Source organism: Rhizobium sp. NPDC090275 (assembly GCF_044772225.1).
In the GTDB taxonomy this organism is placed as follows: Bacteria; Pseudomonadota; Alphaproteobacteria; order Rhizobiales; family Rhizobiaceae; genus Rhizobium.
Window position 1 is genome coordinate 153,788 of sequence record NZ_JBIVYL010000009.1, and the last position, 25,192, is coordinate 178,979.

The following is a 25,192-nucleotide window of genomic DNA, read 5'->3' on the forward strand; positions in this document are numbered from 1 at the left end:
AGATCGCCGCTGCTCCCGTACGCTCGGAAGCCCTGTTAGCAGAATTACGTCCTGCGGCAACGGCACCCACTGCGGGGGTGATCATCAGGAACGGGCCGGCCACGCGATATGCAGTACGCCGATTAAGCCACAGACCGCCGATAGCCCGATCGAGGAGCGCAAGCACCACCTATCCCCGCGGCTTACCTTGATTGGAGAAAAGACAAGATCGCGTCGGACAGGTCGTCGGGATTTTCTTCGGCAACATGGTGGCCGCTGTCATCCCGAGGCCTTGGACGTCGCCGCCCAGTTGCGCCAGATCGCCTCTGCGCCCATTCGATCGGGCGAAAGTTTATCGTACCAGCCCAGCGGGTCGGCGGAGATCACCCGTTCCGGCTTTTCCGGCTGCGCGAAGAAGAACCCGTGGTACCAGTCGCGAGAGAATTTCCAGTCGGCGCGTTCGTGGTGCTCCAGGATCGGCAGGCAGTCGACAACAACTAGCTTTCGTACGATGTCAGGATGATCCATAGCCATTCGAAAGGCGGAATAGCTGCCACGGTCATGGCCGACGACGTCGAAAGAATCGTGACCACGCTTCTTCATAAGCTCAACCAGGGCCGCTGCTTTTTCGCGCTTCGAAGAATGACGGCTGTCGTCGGCATCCGCCGGAATGTAGGATTTCCCAAACCCGGGCACATCAGGACATATGTCGTGCCTCCCAAAGGACTTAGCATCGAAGGTGTTAGCGACAAGTCGGCATATCAATTTAGCTGATTATTCAGCCTGAGCACATACCTTGCGGACTTCTTTTCTTCCGAAGAATTGGCCGTGGGACATGTAACACTCTCTCAGGTGGAAGGCGAATTGTCACGCGGCTTCCACCATCTCCGATTTGCACCAGATCGAAGACCGATTTCTCCAGGAGTACGCTGCCGAGCGGGCTCGCCCGATCACCATCTGATGCATCATCGGGGTGGTCATCTACGACCTTGTGTACTTCGGTGACCGTGACATGGTCCCGGACGCGCTGCCACAGTTGATGGCCGTCCGCTTCGTGATCTTAACGCCGTTCGTTGTCGCATGCGTCTTCATCGTCCGGCGCTGGCCGAACGCCAGGCTTTATGACGCTCTGACGGTAACAGCAGCGGTGCTCAGCACCACCCTGCCGATGATCCCGGACATGCGCAGCACGAGTGAATACCTGTTCGTCTATCAGACCTACAACTCCGCGGCGTTCCTTTACTTTGTCGTATCGCTCCGCCCGCCCGGCTGCATTCGGGCCGTGGCGGATTGCATCCGCCTTACACTTGGCGTCGATGCTTTTGTCTTTCGCTTCGGCGGCGAGGAAGTCCTCATTCTCGTGGATGGTACTGATCCCCTTCATGCGATGGCGTTTGCGGAGAGAATCTGCGCGGCGATCGAGGGTCTTCGCAATCGAGCATCGCGGCAGCGAATTTGGCTGGGTCACCGTAACCATTGGGGTCGCTTGGGCAACGCCGACGGACACTGCATTGCTGTATGAAGCAAAGCGCTGGGGAGAGACACACTCGCTATCGCAGATATCTCTGCCCATGCTAACGCGTTGGTAGAGTAGCCGCGCAGTCCTCAATTGGTCACTCGTCCTCACTGGAATCGAAAAAGCCCGGTGCGGGAGGAGGAGTGACGCCGGTCACGCAGGCAGCTGGGGAGGAGATAAGCGGCCCGATGGCTAGAGTGCTTGTCACATTGTAGCGCCGGCGACGCCCGCTAATGATCAAAGAGAAATCAGTGTGTGTGTTGAAGGATCGACTGAACAACGTGGGCAAGGACTGCCGAATGTTTACACTGCTCGGCTTGGCCAAGTGGATCCGGCAGGAAGCTACAAACGGCGCCAATCGCCGGACGATCCCCGTGCCGTGTGAAAAATAGTTTGACGGTGCATTGCGGACTTTCCTCGTTTCGATGGCATTCTTTTTATCGGAATTGAAGTAAAGTTCACATGAGAGGGCCATCCAGCGCATGGCTCCGGATCGCCATTCTAAACCACGAAGCGGCAGAGCCATCGGCACACGGCCATGTGCGAGAGCTCGTCTCAATTCCTTAACAGTTAACACCAGAGGGATTAGTCCAGCCCGACGCTCTTTCGAGGTCATTTTAAGGGCGCCGTGGGCTCCAATCCCAACAGCGCGCATCCCACTCCCGCCGGTAAGTTTTGACAGCCGTGCATAATGCTGTTTCTTTGTTCAAAAACAGCTGCTTAGAGCGCGTGAAATGTGACGCCGGCAAGAGGAGGTGAGCTTTAAGATTTTGTTAACTAAAAAGAGTTTGCCGAGCAGGTAGAATCACCGGTATTAATAACGCTTATTGGACTTCGTTTTCGCTAAAAGCGTTATTCTGGATTCGGTTGAATGAACATGGCAATCAACATCGAGGCATTCGATTTCGATCAGGAAATTCTCCAACAGGGAGAATTGATTTCTGACAATCTGAATATGCTCCGGTTGGAGCAATATCCGCCAGACGCGGAAAAAGGCCTACGTTCTTTCTCCCTCGCCGAAGTGGCCGATTATCTTGGCGTCACCCAAAACCACATCAAGAAGCTCCATCTCGAGGGCAAGGGACCGGTGCCTGCAACAACCTCGTCCGGCCGGAGAACCTACACCGCCGAACAGATGCTGGAGCTTCGCCACTTTCTTGATAAGAATGGCCGGAGCGACTTCAAGCGCTACGTACCGCATCGCAGGGGCGGCGAGCCCTTGCAGATTGTCTCGGTTGTGAACTTCAAGGGCGGCTCCGGCAAGACTACGACGACAGCTCATCTCGCGCAGTATCTGGCACTGACCGGTCATCGCGTTCTTGCCATCGATCTCGACCCACAGGCTTCGTTGACGGCTTTGCATGGCATCCAGCCTGAGCTCGACAAGAACCCGTCGCTGTTCGAGACGCTGCGCTACGACGACCAGCGCAAGTCTATCACCGAAGTCATACAGCCAACCAATTTCCCGGGCCTCGATATCGTTCCGGCCAACCTCGAGCTGCAGGAATACGAATACCAGACCCCGCTAGCCGCCTCGAACAAGTCTTCTCCGGATGGCCGTCTGTTTTTCACCCGTATTTCAAATGCTCTGAAGGAAGTCGAAAATCGATATGACGTCGTCGTCATCGATTGCCCCCCGCAGCTCGGCTACCTCACGCTGACCGCGCTGACGGCTTCGACATCCGTTCTTATCACCGTCCATCCGCAGATGCTCGACATCATGTCGATGAGCCAGTTCCTGCTCATGCTCGGCGGTATTCTTGAATCGATCAAGGGCGCTGGCGCGCGCGTCAAACTCAACTGGTTCCGCTACCTGGTCACCCGATATGAGCCGACGGATGGCCCCCAGGCCCAGATGGTCGGCTTTATGCAGGCCATGTTCTCCAAGCGCATGCTGCAGAACCACATGCTGAAATCGACCGCGATCAGCGATGCGGGCATCACAAAGCAGACGCTCTACGAGGTCGAGAAGAACCAGTTTACCCGATCAACCTATGACCGCGCGCTCGAATGCCTCAATGCCGTCAATGGTGAAGTCACGGGCCTCATCCACAAAGCCTGGGGCCGCAAATGACCGGACGTTTTGACAGCCGTGCAGATCACCGATTTTCGGTAGCAAATCATCGACTTGCAGCCGCAAGGGGAGGGGAATAATGGCCAGAAACCATGCCTTGACGACGCGTATACAGCCCGCTGCGGAAGAGCAACAGCGCACAGCTGATGCTCGCGCGGAATACACCCGGCGTGGCGCTTCCAAGACCATGATGCTATCTCTTGATGAGTTGGCGGAAACGTCGACCCGTATGCTTGAGGGCGAGACAGTCGTTGCTCTCGATCCGTCTCTCCTCGAAGGTTCTTTCGTCACCGATCGCATCGGAGACGACCAAGACGATTACGTCCAGCTTCGTGAAGCTATCCGCCAATCCGGCCAATCCACTCCGATCCTTGTTCGTCCTCATCCGGACGCCGAGGGACGCTACATGATCGTTTTTGGTCACCGGCGCGCGCGCGCTGCGCGCGATCTCCAAATCCCCGTCAGGGCTGTCATCAAGCCACTAGAGGACATCGCCCACATCATCGCGCAGGGTCAGGAGAATACCGCCCGCTCCGATCTCACGTTCATCGAAAAATCACTCTTCGCCCAAAAACTCGTCTTGAATGGCATGAGCAAAGATGTCGTAAAGATTGCTCTTACGATCGACGACACGCTCCTTTCCAGAATGCTATCTGTCGCCGAGGCTATCCCGGAGGTCATCCTCGATGAGGTCGGCGCCGCCAAGGGCGTCGGTCGTGATCGTTGGGAAGAGCTGAAGAAGATTGTCCAGGTTCCGGCGAATGCACAACGGGCTGTCGACTTCCTCCAGTCAGAGACGTTTCGTAGCGCATCCGAAGCGGACCGCTTCAATATCCTACTTGGCGAACTGAAAACCGGCAGAAAGCTCAAAAAGCCCGCGACATCTCCGTCGGTCCGGCGGTTCGACGTCGCTGCCAAGGCCGTTTCCGTCACGACGAAATCGTCGGGAAAGACATTCACGCTCGCCTTGACATCCAAAGATGCGGCAAGCTTTGGAGCATTCGTATCAGATCAGTTGGAAGCGCTCTATCAGACGTTTCAGCGAGACGACCAGACCAAAACAGGAGACTAACGCGCAAAAGAAAAAAGGCCCCCTTAACGTTGCCGTCGTGGAAGCCTTCCTCTGTATGTAGCAATCAGAGAATCGCATTTTCATGAATCCCCGTCAAGAGTCTCGGCACCGTTTTGGTGAACGAATTTCTTTTGCCTAGATAAAGGTAGAAGAACATGGATGCTGCATGCATAACGACGCCCTTTGGGCGGCGGGCGATGTCGCTTGGCTTGCTTGCCAGATATAAGCAGGCCGAGACGACCGTACCCGACATTAAGCGCAATAAATGGAAACTGTTTCGCGCCATTTGCGAGGCGAGAGCAGAGCTTGAGGTAAGTGACCGGTCGCTCACCGTTCTTGACGCGCTCCTATCCTTCTACCCGTCGGACGAACTTTCCGCTTCAAGCGCTCTCGTCGTTTTCCCGTCCAACGCTCAGCTCTCCATCCGCGCTCGCGGCATGACAGCGCCAACGCTCAGACGCCACCTCGCCGCTCTGGTCAATGCCGGTCTCATTCTCCGAAAGGACAGTCCGAACGGCAAACGCTACGCGCGTAGAGGCAGGGGAGGGAACATCAGCGACGCTTTTGGGTTCAGCCTTGCCCCGCTCCTGGCTCGCGCGCAGGAGATAGAAGGGATCGCCGGTCAAATCCTAGCCGACCGCGAGCTTGTCCGCGTAACGCGCGAACGGATCACTCTCTGCCGCCGCGAGATCACGAAGCTAATCCAGGCCGCCCAGGATAGCCATATCGACGGCGATTGGAGCAACCTTCATGAAAGGTTCCGATCGTTCATTTCCTCGATATCCCGCCGGCCAGACCTTGAGGACCTGCAGCGAGTCCTCGCTCAGCTTGCTGAGCTTCGCAGCCGCATCGTCAAACTGTTGGAGGACCAAGACAATTCAGCAAAAATGTGCGCCAATGAGTCTCAAAATGAGCGCCACACACAGGATTCACAAACACAATCCATTTCTGAATCTGAAGCAGGTCTGGATTACGAGAAGATCGCTCCGCCGCTCCCGACGAACCACCCTGACACGGGGTTGCAAGACAATCCTGACCGGAAGAGCCCCAGCATCACTCTCGATATAGTGCTGCGAGCATGCATGGAAATCCAGCATTATGGCCCCGGCGGCCATATCCGAACGTGGCGGGACTTGCTTACGGCCACGGCTGCCTTGCAATCAATGCTCCAGATAAGTCCCTCAGCTTTTCGTGACGCCTGCCAGATCATGGGTCCAGAAAACGCCAGCGTCGCCATGGCATGCATCTTCGAGAGGGGAGACAAGGTCAATTCTGCCGGCGCATATCTGCGCAGCCTCACCACCCGGGCAGCACAGAGGCAATTCACCGTTGGACCGATGGTGGCAGCCCTGCTACAGGCTAAAGCAATGGTGGAGAACCAGCCATGAGGATCAGGAAACAGAGACAGTGACAGACTGGCTCGTGTTTAGTCAGAATGAACGCGGTGATCACGTCGGAAAAGCGTTGAAATGGCTTGTCTCAAGCCCCAAGGTTCCGCTGGCGCAATCCGGAGGAGAATCCATACATCTTCCGGATCGAGAACATCACGTCACATCGAACTATCATGAGTTGCTATCGCGATGGGCCAAGCTTGAATAGAGAGCCGTATCCGTTGAAAGGTGCCGTAAGGTTCGGGGAAGAGAGGCGCAGATGCCCTTTTTACTCCACTCCGGACCTGCGAAGGTTTCGCTTATATGGCCGTCGTCATCGACCTCTATTTCCGCAGGGCGATCGGCTGGGCGATCCAGAGCCCCCAAACAACTGATGTCGTATTGCAGGCTCTGCTCATGGCGGTTTGGAGGCGAAAACCGATGAACAAGGTACTGATCCACTCGGACCGAGGCTCGCAGTTCACCAGCGTGGATTGGGCCTCGTTCCCCAAGCACCCCGATCTGGTTCACTCGATGAGCCAAAGCGGCAATCGCCATGACAATGCGGTAGGCCGAGAACTTCTTCAATCTTCTGAAGCGAGAGCGGATACGTCTCAAGGTCTACCGTTCATGAGGCCAGGCAGAGATGGACGAAGACGAATGCGCCGACCGATCTTAACGTCGATCGGATTTGGTTTTTTGGATTTCGTCTCCAATGCCATCCTCGTCTGTGCGGTAATCGTATGCTGAGAAACGTTAACGATGTAAGCAGGTGACGCAAGCACCGATACGCCCCAACCTTTCCCCAGCTCGAAAATCGAGTCATGAAACCGAATGATCAGATCCGAACTCATTCACATCGTCACCGCCAGAAACCCGCATCTCTATCATCATGACGTCGAACGGATCGTCGAAACGATCCTCGATGACATCGCTGAGGCACTTGCAAATGGCAATCGTGTTGAGCTGAGAGGCTTTGGTATCTTTACCGTCCGCCACAGGCCATCGCGATCCGGCAGAAACCCGAGCAATGGCGAGGCCGTGTTCGTCGAGGAGAAGTGGATGCCATTTTTCCGTGCCGGCAAGGAAATGCAGGAACGCCTCAATCCAAAACATTGAGGTCGGACGCACAGCGCTCGCCCGCTGATTACTTCAAAGCCCTGGAAAGCCGGCCCAAGAGGCCGGCTTTTTCGTGTCGATCAGCTGCATTGCCGCTTGCGAGCCGGCGGCAGCAAGGGAAGCTGCGCCGCGCCTGGCTTACCGTGCCTGTGGCATGATCTGAGTTTCTGGCGCCAGTCGAGCCCTTGCCCCCTTGGCTCTTCGCGGCCTTCCGCGGTCTGTCCCGCATGGTGTGGGAACGATGGAAAAGAGGAAAGGCCGGATACGGAGACGGACCGGACGACAAGGATGAGAAGAAATGAAGTCGAGGAATTAAGGGCAAGGGTGCCTTGCGGCGCTGTCCTGGACAAGGCCGGTTTCGTTGTGGATCTGAAGGAAAGCACGCGCCGGGCAGTGAAGTACCGGCGGGGCGGCGACATTATCATCGTCATCCACGACGGTCGGGGATGGTTCGATCCCCTGGGCGAGGCCGAGGCGAAAGGTGACGTCTTTTCGCTTGTCGAACATCTGGCCGGGGTCGGTTTCGCCGAAGGCCTCAATCACGTGGCGGGTCTCGTCGGTTATGAACCGGCAAAGCCCGCATGGACACGCCCACTGCGCGAAGCGCAAGCCGACCGGCTCGTCCCGGACCGATGGCAGGCGCGGCGCAGACCGTGGCCTGGTTCACTGACATGGCGCTATCTCACGGGAGAGCGCGCTCTGTCGGGAAATACGCTGCGAGATGGCATCCGGCAGGAGCGGATCCGCGAGGGGCCGAATGGGAGCATGTGGGCGGCACATAGCAACGACAACGGCTTCGTCACCGGCTGGGAGGAGCGTGGGCCACAATGGCGCGGCTTCGCGTCCGGCGGCGCTAAGGTCCTGTTCCGGCTCGGACAGCTCGATGCGCGTCGTATCTGCGTCGCGGAGGCGGCAATCGACGCGATGAGCCTTGCCGAGATCGAAGGGCCTCGCGATGACAGCCTCTATCTCAGCACTGGCGGTGGATGGGCGCCGGCGACAGAAGCGGCGATCAGGGCGTTGGCGGAGCGCCCCAACGCCCTGCTGGTGGCGGCTACCGACAATAACCAGCAAGGGGCCGCCTATGCCCGCCGCCTGGCGTCAATTGCTGTCGAGACGGGCTGCGGATACGAGCGGCTGCAACCGACAGCCGGCGATTGGAACGAAGACCTGAAGGCCATGAAGGAAAGGAGGAATGAAGAAGACCTGCCGCATGCCCAGCGGCCGCGTCAAGGGTGAAGCTTCGCCCGGCCTGGGCCGGCCCTTGACCCGGCCGCCCGGGATGGCGGCTGTGGGGGAGGGGTCAGGAAGGGCTAAAGAAAGATGGCATCCACAAGGATGAACCGCGCTCCGGTCCGACGAGGCTGAAAGGAGCCCGCCATGAACTCCGCATCCCCCATCCGCAAGATCCTCCAAGGTGTCGCCACCCGCGCCGACATGTTCCGTCTGTTCGATCGTCACAAGCAGCGCCCGGATCGCTTCGAGGGCGACAAGAGCGCTCTTTATGCCGGCGAGTGGTTCGAGATTGCCCAGCAACAGTGCGACTACATGCTGGATCTCCTGCCGCCACTATGGATCCGCGGCGAGATGTTCGCCATGCGCGAATTCATGGCCGGATCCGTCACCAGTGTCTTCTTTACGCTGCGGATCGACAACCGGACCCGACATTTCCACACCTACTGCGATCTTGCCGACAAAGGCTCGCCCGATCGGATGCGCGCGGCGATTATCGAGCGCGAATCGCGCCCGGTGAAGGCGATGTCGCGTGAGGAGCGCCTCGAGCACATCTGGAGTGCGACGCACGACGACTATCGCGGTTATGCCGGCGAGCGGTGGCCAGTGTCGGATCGCGGCAAACGCACGGTGCTGCTCTACGGCGGCAAAGAGGGAACGTTCCTCAAACTCCTCGAGCAATTGACCGATGTTGAGATCGCCGCCAAGCTGCCAGTCCAGCTTCGCCACCTGCCCGAACGACAAGCGGCGTGAGGGGAGGCGGACATGGCCAATTACCATATGCCGACCGTCGTCGCCCCGGAAATCCCGGCATCTGACGTGACGCCGCTCGAACGTCGTATTCTCGCGCTTGCGCTCGAAGAGGGCCAGGGAGCCGACGGTGGTCTCTCCTTCTACAGTTGGGAAGGTGCGAGCGACATCGTCTCGATCGACCCGGACGATCTCCGTTCCACCTGGGCGGCATCGAAAGACCGCGACAGTCGGCTGAATGCCGTCGCGGCAGCGCTGCTTGCCCAATACACTGCCGGCGATCCGGAAGAGCGCGACTCCACCATCGACGTCCGGCTCGATGAAGGCCCGGTCGGCATCGCGGAGATCCTGCAGGACATCATCCGCCGGTCGCCGAGCTTGCGCGAGATCGTCCTGCATATCTCGTTCATGTGCACGGCGATCCGAAGGGACGGTTTCGGCGGCAGCGTCACGCGGATCACCGCCGATACCATGCAGCATTATTCGACCGACGAGATCCTCGAACAGATGCGGAAAGACACCCCCATCTGATCGGCCGGGTGACCGGCGTTTGCGCCGGCCTCCGCACACCCCGCCGGGCCCACCGGCATCTTCCCCAATAACCATCGCCTCCATCGCACCCGCCGGGATCGTCCCGCCGGGCGATGGCGCGCGCCTACATCCCAGGAGACATCTTCATGGCTGAGAATGACCCTTTCACGCTCGACATGTTCGGTAGCACCGCATTGACGTCTGGGCTTGGCCTTGGCGTCACCGCCTTCGCCGGCGACTTTTCCGTCGAGCCCGACAATGACGACGATCCGGACCCGTCCACGCCGCCTCCATCCGCGCCGGCTTTGCCGGCGCCTCCGATCGCGCTTGCCCGCCCAGCGCCGTCGAACGCCAAAGAGCGCGGTTCCAGCTTCTATCTCGAAGGTGATCGTGGGCTCGCCGCCGGCTGGAAGAACCGCGCCCGAGACAATATCGAGGCGATCCGGCTAGCCGCCGAGATCGAGCAGGCAGAGCGTCCGGCAACCCCGGGGGAGCAGGCGCGGCTGATCCGCTTCACCGGTTTCGGTGCGACCGATCTCGCCAATGGCGTCTTTCGCAGGCCGGGCGAGGGCGATTTCCGCGAGGGCTGGGACGCGCTCGGCGCCGACCTGGAGGATGCCGTCAGCGAACAGGACTATGCGTCGCTTTCCCGCTGCACCCAGTATGCGCATTTCACGCCGGAGTTCATCGTCAGAGCCCTGTGGGCTGGTCTCGTCCGTCTTGGCTGGCGTGGCGGCAGGATCCTGGAGCCAGGGATCGGCAGTGGGCTGTTTCCGGCGCTGATGCCAGAGACGCTGCGTGACCGATCGCATGTCACCGGTGTGGAACTGGACCCGGTCACCGCCAGGATTGTTCGGCTCCTGCAGCCGCGCGCCCACATCATCGACGGCGATTTCGCGCGCACGGACCTGCCGGCGAGCTTCGACCTCGCGATCGGCAATCCGCCGTTCTCCGACCGTCCGGTGCGTTCCGACCGCGCCTATCGATCGCTCGGCCTTCGGCTGCACGATTATTTCATCGCCCGCTCGATCGATCTCTTGAAGCCGGGCGCGCTGGCGGTCTTCGTGACGTCCCACGGCACGATGGACAAGACCGACAGCACCGCGCGCGAGCATATCGCCAAGTCGGCCGACCTGATCGCCGCCATTCGCCTGCCGGAAGGCAGTTTTCGTGGCGACGCCGGCACGGATGTCGTGGTCGACATCCTCTTCTTCCGCAAGCGAAAGGCTGGCGAGCCTGAAGGCGATCTCGCTTGGCTCGACATCGACGAGATCAGGCCGGCAATGCCGGACGAGGGCGCCATCCGTGTCAATCGCTGGTTCGCACGCCATCCTGATTTCGTGCTTGGCACCCATGCCCTGACCAGCGGTCCTTTCGGCGAGACCTATACCTGCCTTCGCCGTGAAGACGAGGAGCTGGAAACGACACTCGCCGTGGCGATCGATAGTCTCCCAGAGGGCATCTACGATGGTGAGCCCACCGAGATCGATCCCGATCTTGATGACGATATTGCCGAGATCGTCGATCTGAGGCCGCACAGTGGCAGGATCCGCGAGGGCAGTTTCTTCATCGATGTCAGACACGGCCTAATGCAGACGATCGACGGCGATCCGGTCGCAGTGAAAGTGCGCAAGGGCCGCTCCGCCGACGGCATTCCGGAAAAGCATGTCCGGATCATCAAGAAGCTCATCCCCATCCGCGACACGGTGCGCGAGCTCCTGAAAGCCCAGGAGCTCGACCGGCCATACAAGGACCTTCAGGTCAGACTGCGCATCGCCTGGTCGAGCTTCGTCAGGGACTTCGGACCGATCAATCATACCGCCCTCTCGATCGTCGAGGATTCCGAGACCGGCGAGGTGAAGGAAAACCACCGGCGGCAGAACCTGCAGCCTTTTCTCGACGACCCCGATGTCTGGCTGGTCGCCTCCATCGAGGACTACGATCTCGAAACCGATACGGCCAGACCCGGCAAGATCTTTACCGAGCGCGTGATCGCACCGCCGCCGCCGCCCATCATCACCAGTGCGGCGGATGGGCTCGCGGTCGTTCTGAACGAGCGTGGCCGCGTCGATCTCGACCATATCGCCGAGCTGCTGCATCGTGATCCCGACGATGTCATCGCCGAGCTTGGCGATGCGATCTTCCGCGATCCTGCCGATGGATCCTGGCAGACGGGCGATGCCTATCTCTCCGGCCCCGTGCGCGGCAGGCTGAGGGTCGCCGAAGCGGCCGCCGATCTCGATCCTGCCTTTGAACGCAACGTCCGGGCGCTGCGTGAGGTGCAGCCGGCCGATCTCAGGCCTTCCGACATCACCGCGCGGCTCGGCGCGCCGTGGATTCCGGCAAGCGACGTGGTTGCCTTCGTCAAGGAGATCATGCGCGCCGAGATCAAGATCCACCATATGCCGGAACTGGCATCGTGGACGGTCGAAGCCCGCCAGCTCGGATACGTTGCCGCAGGCACATCGGAATGGGGCACGGATCGTCGCCATGCCGGCGAGCTTCTTAGCGATGCGCTCAACAGCCGGGTCCCGCAAATCTTCGATGTCGTCAAGGACGGCGACAGCGAGCGCCGGGTACTCAATGTCGTTGACACCGAGGCGGCAAAGGAGAAACTGCAGAAGATAAAGGAGTCCTTCCAACGCTGGATCTGGTCCGATCCAGATCGCACCGACCGTCTGGCGCGCGTCTATAACGACACATTCAACAATATCGCGCCGCGCCGGTTCAACGGCAATCACCTGCAGCTACCGGGCGCCAGCGGCGCGTTTCAACTTTACGCTCACCAGAAGCGCGGCATCTGGAGGATCATCGCCGACGGATCGACCTATCTTGCGCATGCCGTCGGCGCCGGCAAGACACTCACCATGGCAGCGGCGATCATGGAGCAGCGCCGGCTAGGATTGATCGCGAAGGCCATGCTGGTCGTGCCGTCACATTGCCTGGCACAGGCGGCGCGCGAGTTCCTGGCGCTCTATCCGAATGCGCGGATCCTGGTCGCCGACGAAACCAACTTCACCAAGGACAAGCGCGCCCGCTTCCTGTCTCGAGCAGCCACCGCGACCTGGGACGCGATCATCATCACCCATAGCGCATTCCGGTTCATCGCCGTCCCCGCATGGTTCGAACAGCAGATGATCCAGGACGAGGTCGAGCTCTACGAGGAACTGCTCACCAAGGTCGAGAGCGACGACCGCGTCTCGCGCAAACGGCTTGAAAGGCTCAAGGAGGGTCTCACGGAACGCCTGCAGGCGCTCTCGACCCGCAAGGATGACCTGCTGACGATCTCGGAGCTGGGCATCGACCAGATCATCGTCGATGAGGCGCAGGAATACCGCAAACTTTCCTTCGCCACCAATATGTCGACGCTGAAAGGCGTCGATCCGAACGGCTCGCAGCGCGCCTGGGATCTCTTCGTCAAATCAAGGTTCATCGAGACCAGAAACCCCGGCAGGGCGCTGGTGCTTGCCTCCGGCACGCCTATCAGCAACACGCTGGGCGAGATGTTCACAGTCCAGCGCCTGCTCGGCAATGCTGCTCTGATGGAGCGCCGGCTGCATGAGTTCGACGCATGGGCGTCGACCTTCGGCGAGAGCACGACCGAGCTCGAACTGCAGCCGTCGGGCAAGTACAAGCCGGTGACTCGCTTTGCCAGCTTCGTGAACGTGCCGGAGCTCATCGCCATGTTCCGCTCCTTCGCCGATGTGGTGATGCCGGCGGACCTGCGCGAATACGTCAGGGTTCCGGCGATCGCGACCGGCCAGCGGCAAATCCTGACCGCCAAGCCGACGGCCGCCTTCAAGCGCTACCAGACGGTGCTCGACGCCCGCATCAAGGCCATCGAGATGCGCGACCGGCCGCCGGAGCCGGGCGACGACATCCTGCTGTCGGTCATCACCGACGGCCGGCATGCGGCGATCGACCTGCGCCTTGTCGATCCAGACAATGACAATGAGCCCGACAACAAGCTCAACATCCTTGTCGTCAATGCCTACCGTATCTGGCAGGAGACGGCCGATCGCGCCTATGTCCGGCCTGACGGCAAGCCGTTCGAGCTTTGCGGTGCTGCCCAGATGATTTTCTCGGATTTGGGCACGATCAGTGTCGAGAAGTCGAGAGGCTTTTCGGCGTACCGCTGGATCCGCGATCAGCTCGTCGCCATGGGCGTACCAGCGTCGGAAATCGCCTTCATGCAGGACTACAAGAAGACCGAAGCGAAGCAACGGCTGTTCGGAGACGTCCGTTCTGGCAAGGTTCGGTTCCTCATCGGCAGTTCCGAGACCATGGGGACCGGCGTCAATGCGCAGCTGCGTCTACGTGCTCTCCATCATCTCGACGTGCCGTGGCTGCCGTCGCAGATCGAGCAGCGTGAGGGCCGCATCGTTCGCCAGGGCAACCAGCACGACGTCGTCGACATCTTCGCCTATGCCACGGAAGGCTCGCTTGACGCTCAGATGTGGCAGAACAACGAGCGCAAGGCGAGGTTCATCACCGCCGCCCTGTCTGGCGACACGTCGATCCGCCGGCTGGAGGATATGGGCGATGGGGCAGCCAGCCAGTTCGCCATGGCGAAGGCGATTGCATCCGGCGACGAGCGGTTGATGCAGAAGGCCGGGCTGGAGGCGGACATTGCTCGGCTGGAGCGGCTGCGCGCCGCCCATATCGACGATCAGCATGCCGTGCGATGGCAGATCCGCGACGCCGAACGCGATATCGAATACGCCATCCGGCGGATCGGCGAGATCGGCAGTGATATCGAGCGTCTTGTGTCTACAAACGGCGACGCCTTCGCCATGACCGTCACCGGCGATGCCTATGACGAGCGCAAGCAAGCCGGCCGGGCGCTGATGAAGGAAATCCTGACACTCGTCCAGATGCAGCAGGAGGGCGCGACGGTGATTGCCACGATCGGCGGCTTCGACCTCACATACAAAGGCGAGCGCTTCGGCAAGGGCGGGTATCATTACACAACCTCGTTGCAACGGACCGGCGCTGAATACGAGGTCGACCTCGCCGTCACGGTCACGCCGCTCGGCGCGATCTCCCGACTTGAGCATGCGCTCGACGGTTTCGAGGAAGAGCAGCAGCGTTTGCGCCAGCGGCTTGCCGAGGCCCACCGGCGTCTTGCTTCCTATCAGGCGCGCGACGGCGGTGAATTCGCCTTCGCCAACGAGCTCACCGAAAAGCGCCGGCAGTTGACCGAGATCGACAAGGCGCTTGCCGCCGACATCGAAGGTCTCGACGGGGTTGCCGCAAAAGCTGCCTGATCGTCGATAGCCATTTGGCCGACCGCGCCACCCGGCGCGGCCGGCCTTTTTCATGTCGCCGGCTGGCGCAATTCCTCGACCATCTCGGGGTGGCGGTCCAGAAGCCGCAGCAATTGGCTCGTCGGGCCGCTCGGCTCCATCAAGCCGCGCTCGTATTTGTCGAAGGCGTTCTCCCCGACCTTGAGCAGGCCGCCAGCCTCGCGCTGCGAGAGCTGCAGTTTCCGACGAATCCTCTGGATCGTCGATGGCGAGGGAATGCCATCGATCTCTTCCTTCAACGACCGCAGCGCAAGATCGGTCACGGCCATGTCGTCACCGACATGAACCCCTTCGTCGCCGTGTTCGGGATAATATCCCGGCAGTTCGACGGTGATGCTCTTGCCCTTGTAGGTGACGATGAACGGCCGGACGTCGCGCCGCAGCGTCTCCCCGGTCTCGGGAGAGACCATCGTCTCCGGATATATTCTTTCCGCGACTGCCATCTCACTTCTCCTTGAACGACATGAGCGTGAACTCAGTCACGACGTCCGCCTGGAATTTTATGTAGAGCACCATGCCTTCAGTGGGTACATGGTAGACATCCTGCCAGAGCCGATGATCCGCGAAGGTCGTCATCGACTTATAGAACATCCGCCTGTCCATGCTCTGGATCGTCGCGGCAATGCCGTTGCGGTCGAAGCCTAGGGACGACGCGTCTCTAAGCGCAGACGACGTCAGGGCCAACGTCTCGATCGATCCCAGCACGGCCTTGACCGCCTCCAGATCATAGGTCGGGCGTTTCTTTTCCATAGCTTCATATGCCACCTTAAAGGGGGCAAATCAAGACTTGGTCCCAAAACCGGATGCAGGATGCCATGAGGTTGTCTGCCGGCTTCATGAGCACCCCCGCGCACCTCTGCAGGGAAGGTTATCAATGAAAAATGAAAAGGAAAGAAAAAGGAGATTGCTCGCAGATCGGCCGGCCCGGTGACGGCTTCGCTCAACCGCCGCCTGCCGCGATCCCGGCCCGTCGTCCTTCGCAGGGCTGATGCCCCGCTTGTCCTGCCGGGCAGGGATGCCTGGGCGCAGTTGCACCGGCCCGCCCGCTCCGCGGGCTGGGAGGGGTCTTCGGAAAGAAGACGGAAAAGGACCGGCGATGGGCCGCGTCCGCAACCCGAACAGGAGCATCCCATGCATCTCATGAAAGTCGATCCCCGCGCGCTCCGCGACAATCCCGACAACACGCGCCAGACCAAATCGACGCCGCAGGCCGACGCGCTTCTCTTGGCGACGATCAAGGCAGTCGGCATCATCCAGCCCCCGGTGATCTTCTCGGCGAAGGATGGCGGAAACGACTACATCATCGAAGCGGGCCACCGCCGTACGCGTCTGGCGATTGCCGCCGGTCTTGAAGAGATCGATGTCATCGTCGTCGAAGCCGCCAACGACAACGGCGCGATGCGGTCGATGGTGGAAAATATCGCGCGTGAGCCCCTGAACGCGGTCGACCAATGGCGCGGCATCGAACGCCTGGTCGCTCTCGACTGGACGGAGGAGGCGATCGCCATCGCTCTGACGCTCAGCGTCCGGCGCGTCAAGCAGCTTCGGTTGCTGGCCAATGTGTTCCCCGCCATGCTCAATGCCATGGCGAAGGGCTCGATGCCGAACGAGCAGCAGCTGCGCACCATTGCTTCTGCCTCGATCGACGACCAGCGTGAGGTCTGGAAGGCCAACAAGCCGTCCAAGGCGGACCCGCAGGTCGATTGGTGGCGCGTGGCGCAGGCGCTTTCCAAGACCCGCATGTGGGCCAGAGACGCCAGCTTCGACGATGAGCTCGCCCGCGCCTACGGCATCGAATGGATCGAGGAACTCTTCGAACCCGCCGGCGTCGACGCCCGCTACACCACCAACGTCGAAGCCTATCTCGGCGCCCAGCAGGAATGGATGTCGAACAATCTGCCGAAGAAGGGCGCCATCGTCGAGGTCAACAACTGGGGTCAGCCGCAGCTGCCGGCCAAGGCCGAGCGGGTCTATGGCAAGGCCGGGAAGGGCGACCACACGGCGATGTATCTCGATCGTGACGGCAAGGTCCAGAACGTGCATTTCCGGATGCCCGAGGCGAAGAAGGGCAAGGACGGTAGCGGAACGGCTAGCACCGACGATGCCGTCGTCATGCCGAAGACCCGGCCGGACGTCACGCGCAAGGGCATCGAGATGATCGGCGACTATCGCACGGAAGCGCTTCATGAAGCGCTCGCCCGCGCACCGATCGAGGACGACACGTTGACGGCGCTGCTCGTGCTCACCTTCGGCGCCCTGAATGTCTCCGTTACCTCGCCAACGGGCGCATCGCACTATTCGTCCCGGAAGCTCGGCAGACATGCCGCCAGCCTCTTCGACGTCCATGGCAAGCTCGTTGCTGATCGCGAGACACTTCAGCAGGCGATACGCGGCTTGCTGATAGACGTGCTCTCGTGCCGGGAAAACGCGACCAACAGCGGCCTGGTCGCCCGCCTCGCTGGTGATGCGATCGGTGCTGACAGCTTCCTGCCGAACATGGGCACCGACGAGTTCCTCTCGTGCTTGTCGCGGCCGGCGCTGGAAGGCTCGTGCAAGGATACGCCGGTGCTGCCGCGCCAGAAGGTCAAGGACACGCGTGCTGCACTCGTCGAACACTTCAAGGAAGAACGCTTCGTGCATGCCTCGGCACTGTTCGAACCGGATGCTGTGGCGCTTTCCGAATGGCTGGCGAAGAACGCCGTCGTCGAGGACGACGACCATGACGACGTGGTTCCGGAAGCAGAAGAGACGGCAGCCGACGGCGAGCTCGCCGAAGGCACCGTCGAGCAACCTGCCGAAAGTGATGCGGACGGTTTCCGCGAAGCCGCCGAATAGCGTCTGCGATTTCGCCAGACATTGCGCGCCGCCGGCAGCCCCGGCGGCGCTTCTTTTTCCACCATCCGTAACCTTCAAAATAGGAGAGCAGACATGTCTGCGTCACTGATATTCGACATCGCGCCCCTCGGTTCCATCGTCGCCTGGTCCGATGGCAGCCCACGGCCGCCGGAACGCCACTCGAAGAAGCTGTCGGCCTGGAAAACTCGCAACAGCCAAGGTCGCCTGGTCCGAAAGCAGAATGAACGGACCAGAGGGACCTATGTCGCCCAGCCGGATTTCACCATCCACGAAGGCGATTTCGGCAGCAGCGGCACCATCGTCCTGCGCGTTTTCCGCAGATTTGGTCTTGATTCGGACCTGACCTTCAAGGTCTTGCAGCGGCCTCCGATCGCCTCCGTGCGCATCTTTGACGGGCCGGGCGAGAATGGCAGCCTGGTCCATCTCGCGGAAACGCGTGAGGCCGCCGAGGCTTGGCTGCGGACGCATGGCTATCCGCATGCGGTGCTGGAAGACGTGACGGCCGACGAGGTTGCGGCCGCCGTCGTCGAAGGGAGGGCTGCGGCATGAACTCGGTCGACACTCACAACAAGGTCGATACCACCCCTGAATATTCAGGGGTGGAGTTTGCTCGAAGCGCCGAGGATTTTCCGGTCGCGCGTGTCGACGACATCGTGCTTGCCATGTTGCCTGGCAGAGACGGCGTCGGCCTCCTTGCCAGCGCATGGCCGATATCACGCCCGCTCGCCGAACTGACGCGTGCCGACTTCTATTTCTACGAGTCGACCCTTCCCGATGAAGCGGCGTTCCGCTCGCGGGTCTTCGAGACGGCGGAGCACAAGCGCGAGCTTCGGCGGCTTTCCCGTCAGACGATGCGGGTTCATTGCAGTACACCATGGGGACCTTCCCAAGGCGCCACCCTCTATGCCGAGGGAATAGCCTGCCACAGCACCGCCAGCCATGGCGGTTTCAAGCTTTCGGCCGAGCGCAACCGCAAGGTCCACCCAACGCTGCGCACGCAGGGTGGATGGTACGAAGAGGACGCCGCCTGGGCGATCGTGGCCATCACCTTTCCGCATCTTTTTACGAGCTACGAGCGGCGGTGTGCGGAGAAGACGATGAAGGACGGTTGGCCCGACGCGTGGGAGACGATCTTCGGCACGGTCCTCAATCCTGGCGAGTCCCACGAGAAGGACCGCCGGGCCTTCGACCGACAGCATAAGAGCGACTGGATCGTGATCTCGGCAATCGGATCGACGCACCAGAGCGGCTTCGTCGAAGTCATCGCCACCCTTGGCGGTCACCGTGATGAGCGTGCCGAGGAGCGGCGCTTCCTGGTACCCGGCGACGAATACAAGGTCGGCCGCTTCGGCTTCGTCATCGATGAGGCTCGTCACGGTGCTTATGACGGACCGTCCGATTTCATTGGCTGGCGGCAGAGGATCTCACCATGAGCCCGCCGCCCGACATCCTCGCACAGCTTAGCCGGATGGAGGAGGCGCGGCGGCAGACGCAACGCCAGCTCGACCAGATCAACCGGCAAATCACGCGCCGGATCACAGCCCTTATCCCACTGCTGCAGCCGAAGCAGCTGAGGTATCGTCGCGGCAAAGCGCCCGCGCCGAGTGCGTTCCTCGAACGATATCGTGCGAACCTTGCGGCGATTACCGCCGAACGCCAGTCCGAGATCGATGCACTCGAACGCAAGCTCGGCCGGCAGCAGCGCGCTATCACCGCATTGCGCGAGCGCTACGCAATCGAGACAAGCCACGCTGCGTAGCGGCAAGAGACCATCTTGAAAGGAGACATCCGTGGCGATCTATACGATTGAGACCACTTATCATCTTCCGGTCTATAGGCAGCGGACCTATGAGGCGGATACGCTCGAAGAGGCGTGCCGTGCCGCCGCGGCGGAGGACGACTGGGATGACGCCAAGCGCGACTACGAGTCATCCGGCGAAACCTATGTGACCGGCATTTGGGAAGGGGCGGACACCGCTTATGCCGGCTCCGCCATTGCTATCCCGGAGCAGTTCGGCGACACTATACAGCGGAAGGCCGAACTGTTCGACGTTCTCGTCGACCTGCTGCGGGAGCCGGCGCGGGTCATGGGCCTATCCCGCGATCAGTTTGCCGACTGGCTCCCAAGGGCGCTTGACACTCTTGCGAAAGCGGACGCGATCGTCGGCGGTCCTTTTATGCCGGAGTCCTGATGTGCTACGCACGGTCGGCACGAAGGGGATAGCCATGGACCAGCAAACTCGCGTCGCATTCGAACGGCTTCTTGATGTTGCCCGCAGTGATACCGGGCAGTCGCGCAAAGTCGCGGCATTCGTTCTCGCCTGGTGGAACGCCGACAGTCGCGGCGGCTTCGATCTTGCTGATCTCTTCGGTGTCGACCCGGCCATCGCAGCGGATATGGCCGGGGTCTTTACCTGGCTTGCCACGCGCTCGGACGCCGAATACCCGACGGCCTATCGCCGTGAGATCGAGGACGTCATCCAGAAATGGCGACCGGAGGCATGGGCTCGGGCGACCGAGACCGCGTAATCCCTGAAAGCAGACGTATAGACATGGCAGGCTGCCGCTGCAGGGCGGGCTCTGCCATGTGGCGATTTTCTATTTCGTCATCCGTCAACACCGGCCCTTGCCGGCCCCCCTTCGGTTCTGGTTGCGTCCGTAAACCGGCGGCCGGCCGCTTCAAGGCCGCTGTCGCGCCGCGTTGCGGCCGGAACCGCCGATCTCGCCAAAGCAGACCCGCGTCCCGCGCGAGGGCTCGAGAGCCCTGCTTGTCCGCACGCCCGCTTCGCTCGATCCGGCAGCCCCGGACCCTGAAGCCCCCGTCTTTCCGCCGGTTTTTTTCGTTCGCACCCGAAGGGAGGGTCGGCAAGGGCCGGTCCGAGCCTTCGGGAAACCGAAGGAAAGGAAATCCACCATGACCAAGCCCGCAAAAACGCCCCGCCAGACCGGCCGCGTCGTCCAGCTCCGCAAGGGCACGACCCTCGAAATGGTCCGCCTCTCGTGCCCGGACGCCCATCAGGCCGGCCTCATCTCGGAGAGCTTCGGACTGCCCGTTCTCGACAGCGACGGCATTCGCGAGCTGCACGAGCGCCTGATCGTCGAGACCGCCGACGCGTTGCGCGAAGGTTTGGCGGACCGCGCGATGCAGATCCACCTGCAGCGCATCGTCGGCGCCTATGTCGGCAGCGCACATGGTGCCGGGCAGTTCTACAGCCGCGCCGTCTCGGAAGCCCGCGACGCGACGGCAAAGGCCGCCAGCGATCTTCGCGACGAGGATCTCGACGGCCCGGTCGGTTTCGACAGTGCAGCCCAACGCAAGCGCGAATTTGCCGCCGACATGGCCCTTCAGAGCCACGCGCTCCGAATGGCGGCCGAGGGCGCCGTCGCCGCCTACGAACAGGTGGTCGGCGAACGCTGGAAGCCGTTCGAACGCCCGGTCGAAAACGCCGGCCAGTCGCTCGACCGGCGCGCGGCCGAAATGCAGATGGCGGCTTTCGATTGAGCCGCCTCGGGCGAGGCTTCGGCCTCGCTCACTTCTCCCTTTCATCGCGTCCGAAGGCCGGTTTCCAGCGAAACCGGCCTTTCTGCGTTGCAGGCTCATCACCGCCAGGGAGGAAAAAAGGAAAGCAGAAAGGAGAAAAGCGAGGATGGCAGGATCGCCCGCGCGGCCCGTCCCGGACGGTGGTCCTGCCAGGGTCGGCGACAAGCGCAACGGCTGCGCCGTCCTCCACATGCGTTGCGGCCCTCCGGGTGCGCTCGCCGCCTGATTTCCCCGGCTTCGGACCTCCGTGACGGGGCCGCGATGGGCGTGGCCTCCAGAACGGAGGTTCAAAAATGAGCAGAAATCAGGAAAAGCAACGCACCGACGTCCACGCACGGGTCACCGACCGCATCGTCGCCGATCTGCAAAAAGGCGTGCGTCCTTGGGTCCAGCCCTGGAGTGTCGCCCGCGCCAGCCGTCCGGTTACGCGACCGTTGCGGCACAATGGCGAACCTTATTCCGGAATGAATGTGCTGCTTCTATGGGCGGAGGCCATGTCACATGGATTTTCCTCGCCGACCTGGATGACGTACCGGCAGGCAAGCGAACTGGGTGGACAGGTTCGCAAGGGTGAACGCGGCAGCCTCGTCGTCTATGCTGGTCAGTTTACAAGGACCGAGGTCGACGACCGCGGCGACGAGGTCGAGAAGGGTATACCCTTTCTCAAGACATATTCTGTCTTCAACGTTGAACAGATCGAAGACTTGCCTGATGGCTACTACGACAAGCCGACGCTTGTCGTCGATCCGGTGAAGCGGATCGAGCATGCCGAGCGCTTTTTTGCCAATACTGGTGCGGTCATCCGCCACGGTGGTCCGCAGGCCTTCTATTCTCCCGTTAGCGACCACATCCAGATGCCGCCGCGTGCCGCGTTCCGGGACGCGGCTTCGTATGTGGCGGTCCTCGCGCATGAGCAAGTGCATTGGACAGCGAAAGCCGATCGCGTTGGCAGGGATCTCAGCCAATACGCCAAGAACAAGTGCGAACGCGCCATGGAGGAGCTCATCGCCGAGGTCGGATCCGCGCTGGTTTGCGCCGATCTTGGCATCGTCCCGGAGCTGGAGCCTCGGCCTGATCATGCAGCCTATGTCGCGAGCTGGCTGACCTTTCTCGGCAACGACACCCGCGCCATCTTCCGCGCGGCAGCCCAAGCCCAGCGCGCAGTAAACTTTCTGCATGGCCTGCAGCCCCGGTCGGATATGACGCGGGAGGCAGCGTGATGACGATCCCTTCACTCTCTAGCCCTTTGTCCGTTTTAAGGACGCCACCGATAGCGGTGACGCCCGCAATTGCCGACCTGCTCGGTCAGGAGGCAGCGGTCGCCGTCGGTGTTTCCGGTGGGAAGGACAGTCAGGCCGCGGCGATCGCGATCTTCGAATACCTCGATCGCATCGGTCACGCCGGTCCCCGCATTCTGATCCATGCCGATCTCGGCATGGTCGAATGGCACGACTCACTCCCGGTTTGCGAACGGTTAGCGTCGGCGCTCGGCACACAGCTTGTGGTCGTCCGCCGTAAGCAGGGCGGGCTGATGGAGCGCTGGGAGAGCCGATGGCATTCGAATGTCTGGCGCTATGAGGATCTTCGCACTGTGACTCTCGTACCGTGCTGGTCGACGCCCGCGATGCGCTTCTGCACGTCCGAGCTTAAGACGTCGAAGATCCAGGGCGAACTCGCCCGAAGTTTCAAAGGGCGGCAGATCATCAGCGTGGTCGGTGTAAGGCGGGAGGAGAGCCGTCAGCGCGCCCGCGCCGCCGTCGCCGATCGAAATCCTCGCAACGGTATCTGGACCTGGCGACCGATCCTCGATTGGCACGAGGAGGAGGTGTTCCGCTCCATTAATACGCGGGACATCGAGCCCCATCCTGCCTATCGACAATTCGGGATGACGCGCGTCTCCTGCCGCTTCTGCATCATGTCGAGCCTTGCCGATCTTCAAGCCGCAACGTGCCAGTCGGAGGCGCACGACCTTTATCGGCGGATGGTCGACCTGGAATGCCGAAGCACTTTCGCGTTCCAAGGCGCGCGATGGTTGGGCGATATCGCTCCCCATCTGCTCTGCCGTGATGCGCGTGAGAGGCTGGCGGCGGCCAAGGATAAGGCGCGTCGCCGGGCCGAGGTAGAACGCCGGATCTTGCAGCCGATGCTCTATGTGAAGGGATGGCCGACGCGAATGCTGTCCGACGCGGAGGCCGACCTTCTTGCGGAGGTCCGTTGCCAGGTCAGCGAACTGCTCTGCCTGAACGCCCGCTATCTCGACCGAACCGCGATCCATCGGCGCTATGCCGCGTTGCTCGCGACGAGAGCCGTGAAAGTGGGGGCTCCATGACGAGCGCTCCAGCCTCGCACCGTGCGGTGGTTCCCTCTTGCGTCGACTATACGCAAAGTTGGGCGACGCGAGACCGTCATTTGCCGGCGCGGGCCGACGAAAATCGCTTCAAATTCTATGTTGGTCTGCATCAGCCAGGAGACGCTCGTCATTTCGACAGGGCGTGCATCAGCATCAACCGCCTACGGCGGCGGCGCCAGCCAGTCGGATGCCCGGATGTGCTTCTCGACAGCGGCGCGTTCACCGAACTGGCGAGGCATGGTTTCTATCGGCACTCCGTCGACGACTATGCCGCAGACATTCGTCGTCTGCACGGCGCCCGGATCGTCAATATCACCGCAGCCGTCGCGCAGGACTATATGTGCGAGCCCTGGATGCTCGCAAAGACGGGTCTCACGATCCGGGATCACCAGCGCCTGACGATCGAACGCTATGATGCTTTACAGGCCTGCGACATTCCCGTCCCCGTCATGCCCGTTCTACAAGGTGTCGAACCGATCGACTATGTCGACCACCTCTACCAGTATCGGGATCGCATCCAACCGGGCATGTGGGTCGGCGTCGGATCGATCTGCAAGCGGCAGGGCGATCCGCGAGCCATAATCGCCGTCCTGCGGGCGATTCTCAGCCAACGTCCGGACCTGCGCCTGCACGGTTTCGGCGTGAAGAAGACGAGCCTCGTTCATCCCGGGGTCCGGGAGCGCCTGTTCAGCGCCGACAGCATGGCATGGAGTTTTGCAGCGAGGATGCGAGGGCGCCCGCCGAACGATTGGCGCGAGGCGGCGGCATTCTTGAGACACACCGACGGGCCCGTGCCGCGTGACCGGGTTGGCAAAGACGCGGGAGGCCTCAATGGATGACGGTGAAGAATTGGAAGAGCCGCAGGGTGACCGCGCCCCTCGTGTCCAAGGCGCCGACGCGCAATGGCGCCTCGATTACCGCAGGTCGCAGCATCAGCGACGGCGCGCTGGCATTCAGCCCGACCTGTTCGGTGCGCCGGCCGTCCAACATTTCCACCGCAACCCGAACCCGCCTTCCGCGGAAGACTGGCCGCTCGACTACGAGATCACGCGGTTTCAGGATCTTGCCGGAGGAGCAGTTCAGCCTGCTCGCTGAAGATCCGTACGCGCCCTGGGCGCGCACGACCCGCAAGCGCCTGAGCCCGGAGGAAAAGGCGGCGATGATCGCCAGCGCCGCCAACTGGCTGCATCTGGGCCAGCGCGTGCGGATCACCGGTTCGGCACCCTCCATCGATGGCAGCAACGAGAGGCGGGTCGGCCGGGTCGGCGTCGTCTGGCGAACCTGTGGCCCGCCATTTGAGGATTACGTATACATCAATCTCGACCTGGTCGGGCAGGAGCGTAGCGAAAAGGTGGTCTTCGTCGAGTTGCGGGATGTCGTCCCGCTAGACGACTGAGCAGTATTGGCACGCAAGTTGGTCCCACAATCAAGTGTCCATCGCCAAGGCTCGTCGTAAAAAAGTATCTATGACGGAAAAGTCGAAGGAGTTGCAAAA

The 25,192-nt window shown here is 61.3% G+C and carries 22 protein-coding genes and 2 pseudogenes; 21 read left to right on the forward strand and 3 right to left on the reverse strand.

Annotated elements, in window-relative coordinates; genetic code table 11:
• Positions 1–182 precede the first annotated feature (182 nt).
• Positions 183–687, reverse strand: a pseudogene (locus tag ACIQUB_RS22340) (alpha/beta fold hydrolase); the annotation flags it as partial.
• Between the two features lie 304 nt (positions 688–991).
• Here ACIQUB_RS22340 and ACIQUB_RS22345 point away from each other — a divergent pair.
• From ACIQUB_RS22345 to ACIQUB_RS22390, 10 genes and pseudogenes are all read left to right on the forward strand, one after another.
• A complete protein-coding gene (locus tag ACIQUB_RS22345) occupies positions 992–1,501 on the forward strand; it encodes a hypothetical protein (protein WP_402932248.1) in 510 nt (169 codons plus the stop codon).
• Between the two features lie 865 nt (positions 1,502–2,366).
• Positions 2,367–3,569 carry a plasmid partitioning protein RepA gene (repA, locus tag ACIQUB_RS22350; protein ID WP_402932250.1) on the forward strand — a complete coding sequence of 401 codons (1,203 nt, stop codon included), beginning with the start codon at positions 2,367–2,369 and terminating at the stop codon, positions 3,567–3,569.
• A gap of 79 nt (positions 3,570–3,648) precedes the next feature.
• On the forward strand, positions 3,649–4,641 hold the full coding sequence (repB, locus tag ACIQUB_RS22355) for a plasmid partitioning protein RepB (protein ID WP_402932252.1): 993 nt from the start codon (positions 3,649–3,651) through the stop codon (positions 4,639–4,641).
• A 155-nt stretch (positions 4,642–4,796) separates the two neighbouring features.
• Positions 4,797–6,029, forward strand: coding sequence for a plasmid replication protein RepC (gene repC, locus ACIQUB_RS22360; RefSeq protein ID WP_402932255.1), 1,233 nt, complete (start codon positions 4,797–4,799; stop codon positions 6,027–6,029).
• Between the two features lie 273 nt (positions 6,030–6,302).
• Positions 6,303–6,642: pseudogene (locus tag ACIQUB_RS22365) on the forward strand (DDE-type integrase/transposase/recombinase); the annotation flags it as partial.
• Between the two features lie 203 nt (positions 6,643–6,845).
• Positions 6,846–7,130, forward strand: coding sequence for an integration host factor subunit beta (locus ACIQUB_RS22370; RefSeq protein ID WP_402932258.1), 285 nt, complete (start codon positions 6,846–6,848; stop codon positions 7,128–7,130).
• Between the two features lie 363 nt (positions 7,131–7,493).
• Complete coding sequence (locus tag ACIQUB_RS22375) at positions 7,494–8,369, forward strand: DUF3991 and toprim domain-containing protein (RefSeq protein ID WP_402932261.1); 876 nt, start codon at positions 7,494–7,496, stop codon at positions 8,367–8,369.
• Positions 8,370–8,510: 141 nt separating this feature from the next.
• On the forward strand, positions 8,511–9,116 hold the full coding sequence (locus ACIQUB_RS22380) for a DUF1419 domain-containing protein (RefSeq protein WP_402932264.1): 606 nt from the start codon (positions 8,511–8,513) through the stop codon (positions 9,114–9,116).
• Positions 9,117–9,128: 12 nt separating this feature from the next.
• The gene (locus ACIQUB_RS22385) at positions 9,129–9,644 is read left to right on the forward strand and encodes a hypothetical protein (RefSeq protein WP_402932267.1); all 516 of its coding nucleotides are present in this window, start codon (positions 9,129–9,131) and stop codon (positions 9,642–9,644) included.
• 146 nt (positions 9,645–9,790) lie between these two features.
• The gene (locus tag ACIQUB_RS22390) at positions 9,791–14,911 is read left to right on the forward strand and encodes a DEAD/DEAH box helicase family protein (RefSeq protein ID WP_402932270.1); all 5,121 of its coding nucleotides are present in this window, start codon (positions 9,791–9,793) and stop codon (positions 14,909–14,911) included.
• Positions 14,912–14,961: 50 nt separating this feature from the next.
• On the opposite strand, the gene ACIQUB_RS22395 is transcribed toward ACIQUB_RS22390, so the two are convergent.
• A complete protein-coding gene (locus tag ACIQUB_RS22395; RefSeq protein ID WP_402932272.1) occupies positions 14,962–15,393 on the reverse strand; it encodes a type II toxin-antitoxin system MqsA family antitoxin in 432 nt (143 codons plus the stop codon).
• A gap of 1 nt (position 15,394) precedes the next feature.
• Entirely contained in the window at positions 15,395–15,700 is a 306-nt protein-coding gene (locus ACIQUB_RS22400) for a type II toxin-antitoxin system MqsR family toxin (RefSeq protein ID WP_402932275.1), read from the reverse strand.
• Between the two features lie 381 nt (positions 15,701–16,081).
• Here ACIQUB_RS22400 and ACIQUB_RS22405 point away from each other — a divergent pair, with 381 nt between their 5' ends.
• The 11 genes from ACIQUB_RS22405 to ACIQUB_RS22455 all read left to right on the forward strand — a co-directional run bounded on the left by ACIQUB_RS22405 (position 16,082) and on the right by ACIQUB_RS22455 (position 25,093).
• Positions 16,082–17,785, forward strand: coding sequence for a ParB/RepB/Spo0J family partition protein (locus ACIQUB_RS22405; RefSeq protein WP_402932278.1), 1,704 nt, complete (start codon positions 16,082–16,084; stop codon positions 17,783–17,785).
• Positions 17,786–17,878: 93 nt separating this feature from the next.
• The gene (locus tag ACIQUB_RS22410; RefSeq protein ID WP_402932281.1) at positions 17,879–18,355 is read left to right on the forward strand and encodes a hypothetical protein; all 477 of its coding nucleotides are present in this window, start codon (positions 17,879–17,881) and stop codon (positions 18,353–18,355) included.
• Entirely contained in the window at positions 18,352–19,239 is an 888-nt protein-coding gene (locus ACIQUB_RS22415) for a DUF7007 domain-containing protein (RefSeq protein WP_402932284.1), read from the forward strand. Before ACIQUB_RS22410 ends, ACIQUB_RS22415 begins: the two co-directional genes overlap by 4 nt.
• Positions 19,236–19,565 (forward strand): hypothetical protein, encoded by a 330-nt coding sequence (locus tag ACIQUB_RS22420; protein ID WP_402932287.1) that lies wholly within the window; start codon positions 19,236–19,238, stop codon positions 19,563–19,565. The genes ACIQUB_RS22415 and ACIQUB_RS22420 overlap by 4 nt, the downstream gene beginning before the upstream one ends.
• A gap of 31 nt (positions 19,566–19,596) precedes the next feature.
• On the forward strand, positions 19,597–19,998 hold the full coding sequence (locus ACIQUB_RS22425) for a hypothetical protein (RefSeq protein WP_402932290.1): 402 nt from the start codon (positions 19,597–19,599) through the stop codon (positions 19,996–19,998).
• A gap of 34 nt (positions 19,999–20,032) precedes the next feature.
• Positions 20,033–20,335: a hypothetical protein gene (locus ACIQUB_RS22430; RefSeq protein WP_402932293.1), complete on the forward strand. Its 303-nt coding sequence runs from the start codon at positions 20,033–20,035 to the stop codon at positions 20,333–20,335.
• A gap of 385 nt (positions 20,336–20,720) precedes the next feature.
• Entirely contained in the window at positions 20,721–21,308 is a 588-nt protein-coding gene (locus ACIQUB_RS22435) for a hypothetical protein (RefSeq protein WP_402932296.1), read from the forward strand.
• 332 nt (positions 21,309–21,640) lie between these two features.
• The gene (locus ACIQUB_RS22440; protein WP_402932299.1) at positions 21,641–22,567 is read left to right on the forward strand and encodes an ArdC family protein; all 927 of its coding nucleotides are present in this window, start codon (positions 21,641–21,643) and stop codon (positions 22,565–22,567) included.
• A complete protein-coding gene (locus ACIQUB_RS22445) occupies positions 22,567–23,676 on the forward strand; it encodes a phosphoadenosine phosphosulfate reductase family protein (protein ID WP_402932302.1) in 1,110 nt (369 codons plus the stop codon). The genes ACIQUB_RS22440 and ACIQUB_RS22445 overlap by 1 nt, the downstream gene beginning before the upstream one ends.
• 218 nt (positions 23,677–23,894) lie before the next feature.
• Entirely contained in the window at positions 23,895–24,536 is a 642-nt protein-coding gene (locus tag ACIQUB_RS22450) for a hypothetical protein (protein ID WP_402932305.1), read from the forward strand.
• Positions 24,533–25,093, forward strand: coding sequence for a hypothetical protein (locus ACIQUB_RS22455; protein ID WP_402932308.1), 561 nt, complete (start codon positions 24,533–24,535; stop codon positions 25,091–25,093). Before ACIQUB_RS22450 ends, ACIQUB_RS22455 begins: the two co-directional genes overlap by 4 nt.
• The last annotated feature ends 99 nt before the right edge of the window (positions 25,094–25,192 follow it).

What these genes read in the sequence shown, in the direction of transcription:
- ACIQUB_RS22455 (WP_402932308.1), top strand. Translation starts at nt 24,533, where the DNA reads ATGACGGTGAAGAATTGGAAGAGCCGCAGGGTGACCGCGCCCCTCGTG.
- ACIQUB_RS22405 (WP_402932278.1), top strand. Translation starts at nt 16,082, where the DNA reads ATGCATCTCATGAAAGTCGATCCCCGCGCGCTCCGCGACAATCCCGAC.
- repB (WP_402932252.1), top strand. Translation starts at nt 3,649, where the DNA reads ATGGCCAGAAACCATGCCTTGACGACGCGTATACAGCCCGCTGCGGAA.
- ACIQUB_RS22390 (WP_402932270.1), top strand. Translation starts at nt 9,791, where the DNA reads ATGGCTGAGAATGACCCTTTCACGCTCGACATGTTCGGTAGCACCGCA.
- ACIQUB_RS22420 (WP_402932287.1), top strand. Translation starts at nt 19,236, where the DNA reads ATGAGCCCGCCGCCCGACATCCTCGCACAGCTTAGCCGGATGGAGGAG.
- ACIQUB_RS22385 (WP_402932267.1), top strand. Translation starts at nt 9,129, where the DNA reads ATGGCCAATTACCATATGCCGACCGTCGTCGCCCCGGAAATCCCGGCA.
- ACIQUB_RS22435 (WP_402932296.1), top strand. Translation starts at nt 20,721, where the DNA reads ATGACCAAGCCCGCAAAAACGCCCCGCCAGACCGGCCGCGTCGTCCAG.
- ACIQUB_RS22370 (WP_402932258.1), top strand. Translation starts at nt 6,846, where the DNA reads ATGATCAGATCCGAACTCATTCACATCGTCACCGCCAGAAACCCGCAT.
- ACIQUB_RS22440 (WP_402932299.1), top strand. Translation starts at nt 21,641, where the DNA reads ATGAGCAGAAATCAGGAAAAGCAACGCACCGACGTCCACGCACGGGTC.
- ACIQUB_RS22410 (WP_402932281.1), top strand. Translation starts at nt 17,879, where the DNA reads ATGTCTGCGTCACTGATATTCGACATCGCGCCCCTCGGTTCCATCGTC.
- ACIQUB_RS22430 (WP_402932293.1), top strand. Translation starts at nt 20,033, where the DNA reads ATGGACCAGCAAACTCGCGTCGCATTCGAACGGCTTCTTGATGTTGCC.
- ACIQUB_RS22445 (WP_402932302.1), top strand. Translation starts at nt 22,567, where the DNA reads ATGACGATCCCTTCACTCTCTAGCCCTTTGTCCGTTTTAAGGACGCCA.
- ACIQUB_RS22400 (WP_402932275.1), bottom strand. Translation starts at nt 15,700, where the DNA reads ATGGAAAAGAAACGCCCGACCTATGATCTGGAGGCGGTCAAGGCCGTG.
- ACIQUB_RS22345 (WP_402932248.1), top strand. Translation starts at nt 992, where the DNA reads ATGGTCCCGGACGCGCTGCCACAGTTGATGGCCGTCCGCTTCGTGATC.
- repA (WP_402932250.1), top strand. Translation starts at nt 2,367, where the DNA reads ATGAACATGGCAATCAACATCGAGGCATTCGATTTCGATCAGGAAATT.
- repC (WP_402932255.1), top strand. Translation starts at nt 4,797, where the DNA reads ATGGATGCTGCATGCATAACGACGCCCTTTGGGCGGCGGGCGATGTCG.
- ACIQUB_RS22415 (WP_402932284.1), top strand. Translation starts at nt 18,352, where the DNA reads ATGAACTCGGTCGACACTCACAACAAGGTCGATACCACCCCTGAATAT.
- ACIQUB_RS22380 (WP_402932264.1), top strand. Translation starts at nt 8,511, where the DNA reads ATGAACTCCGCATCCCCCATCCGCAAGATCCTCCAAGGTGTCGCCACC.
- ACIQUB_RS22395 (WP_402932272.1), bottom strand. Translation starts at nt 15,393, where the DNA reads ATGGCAGTCGCGGAAAGAATATATCCGGAGACGATGGTCTCTCCCGAG.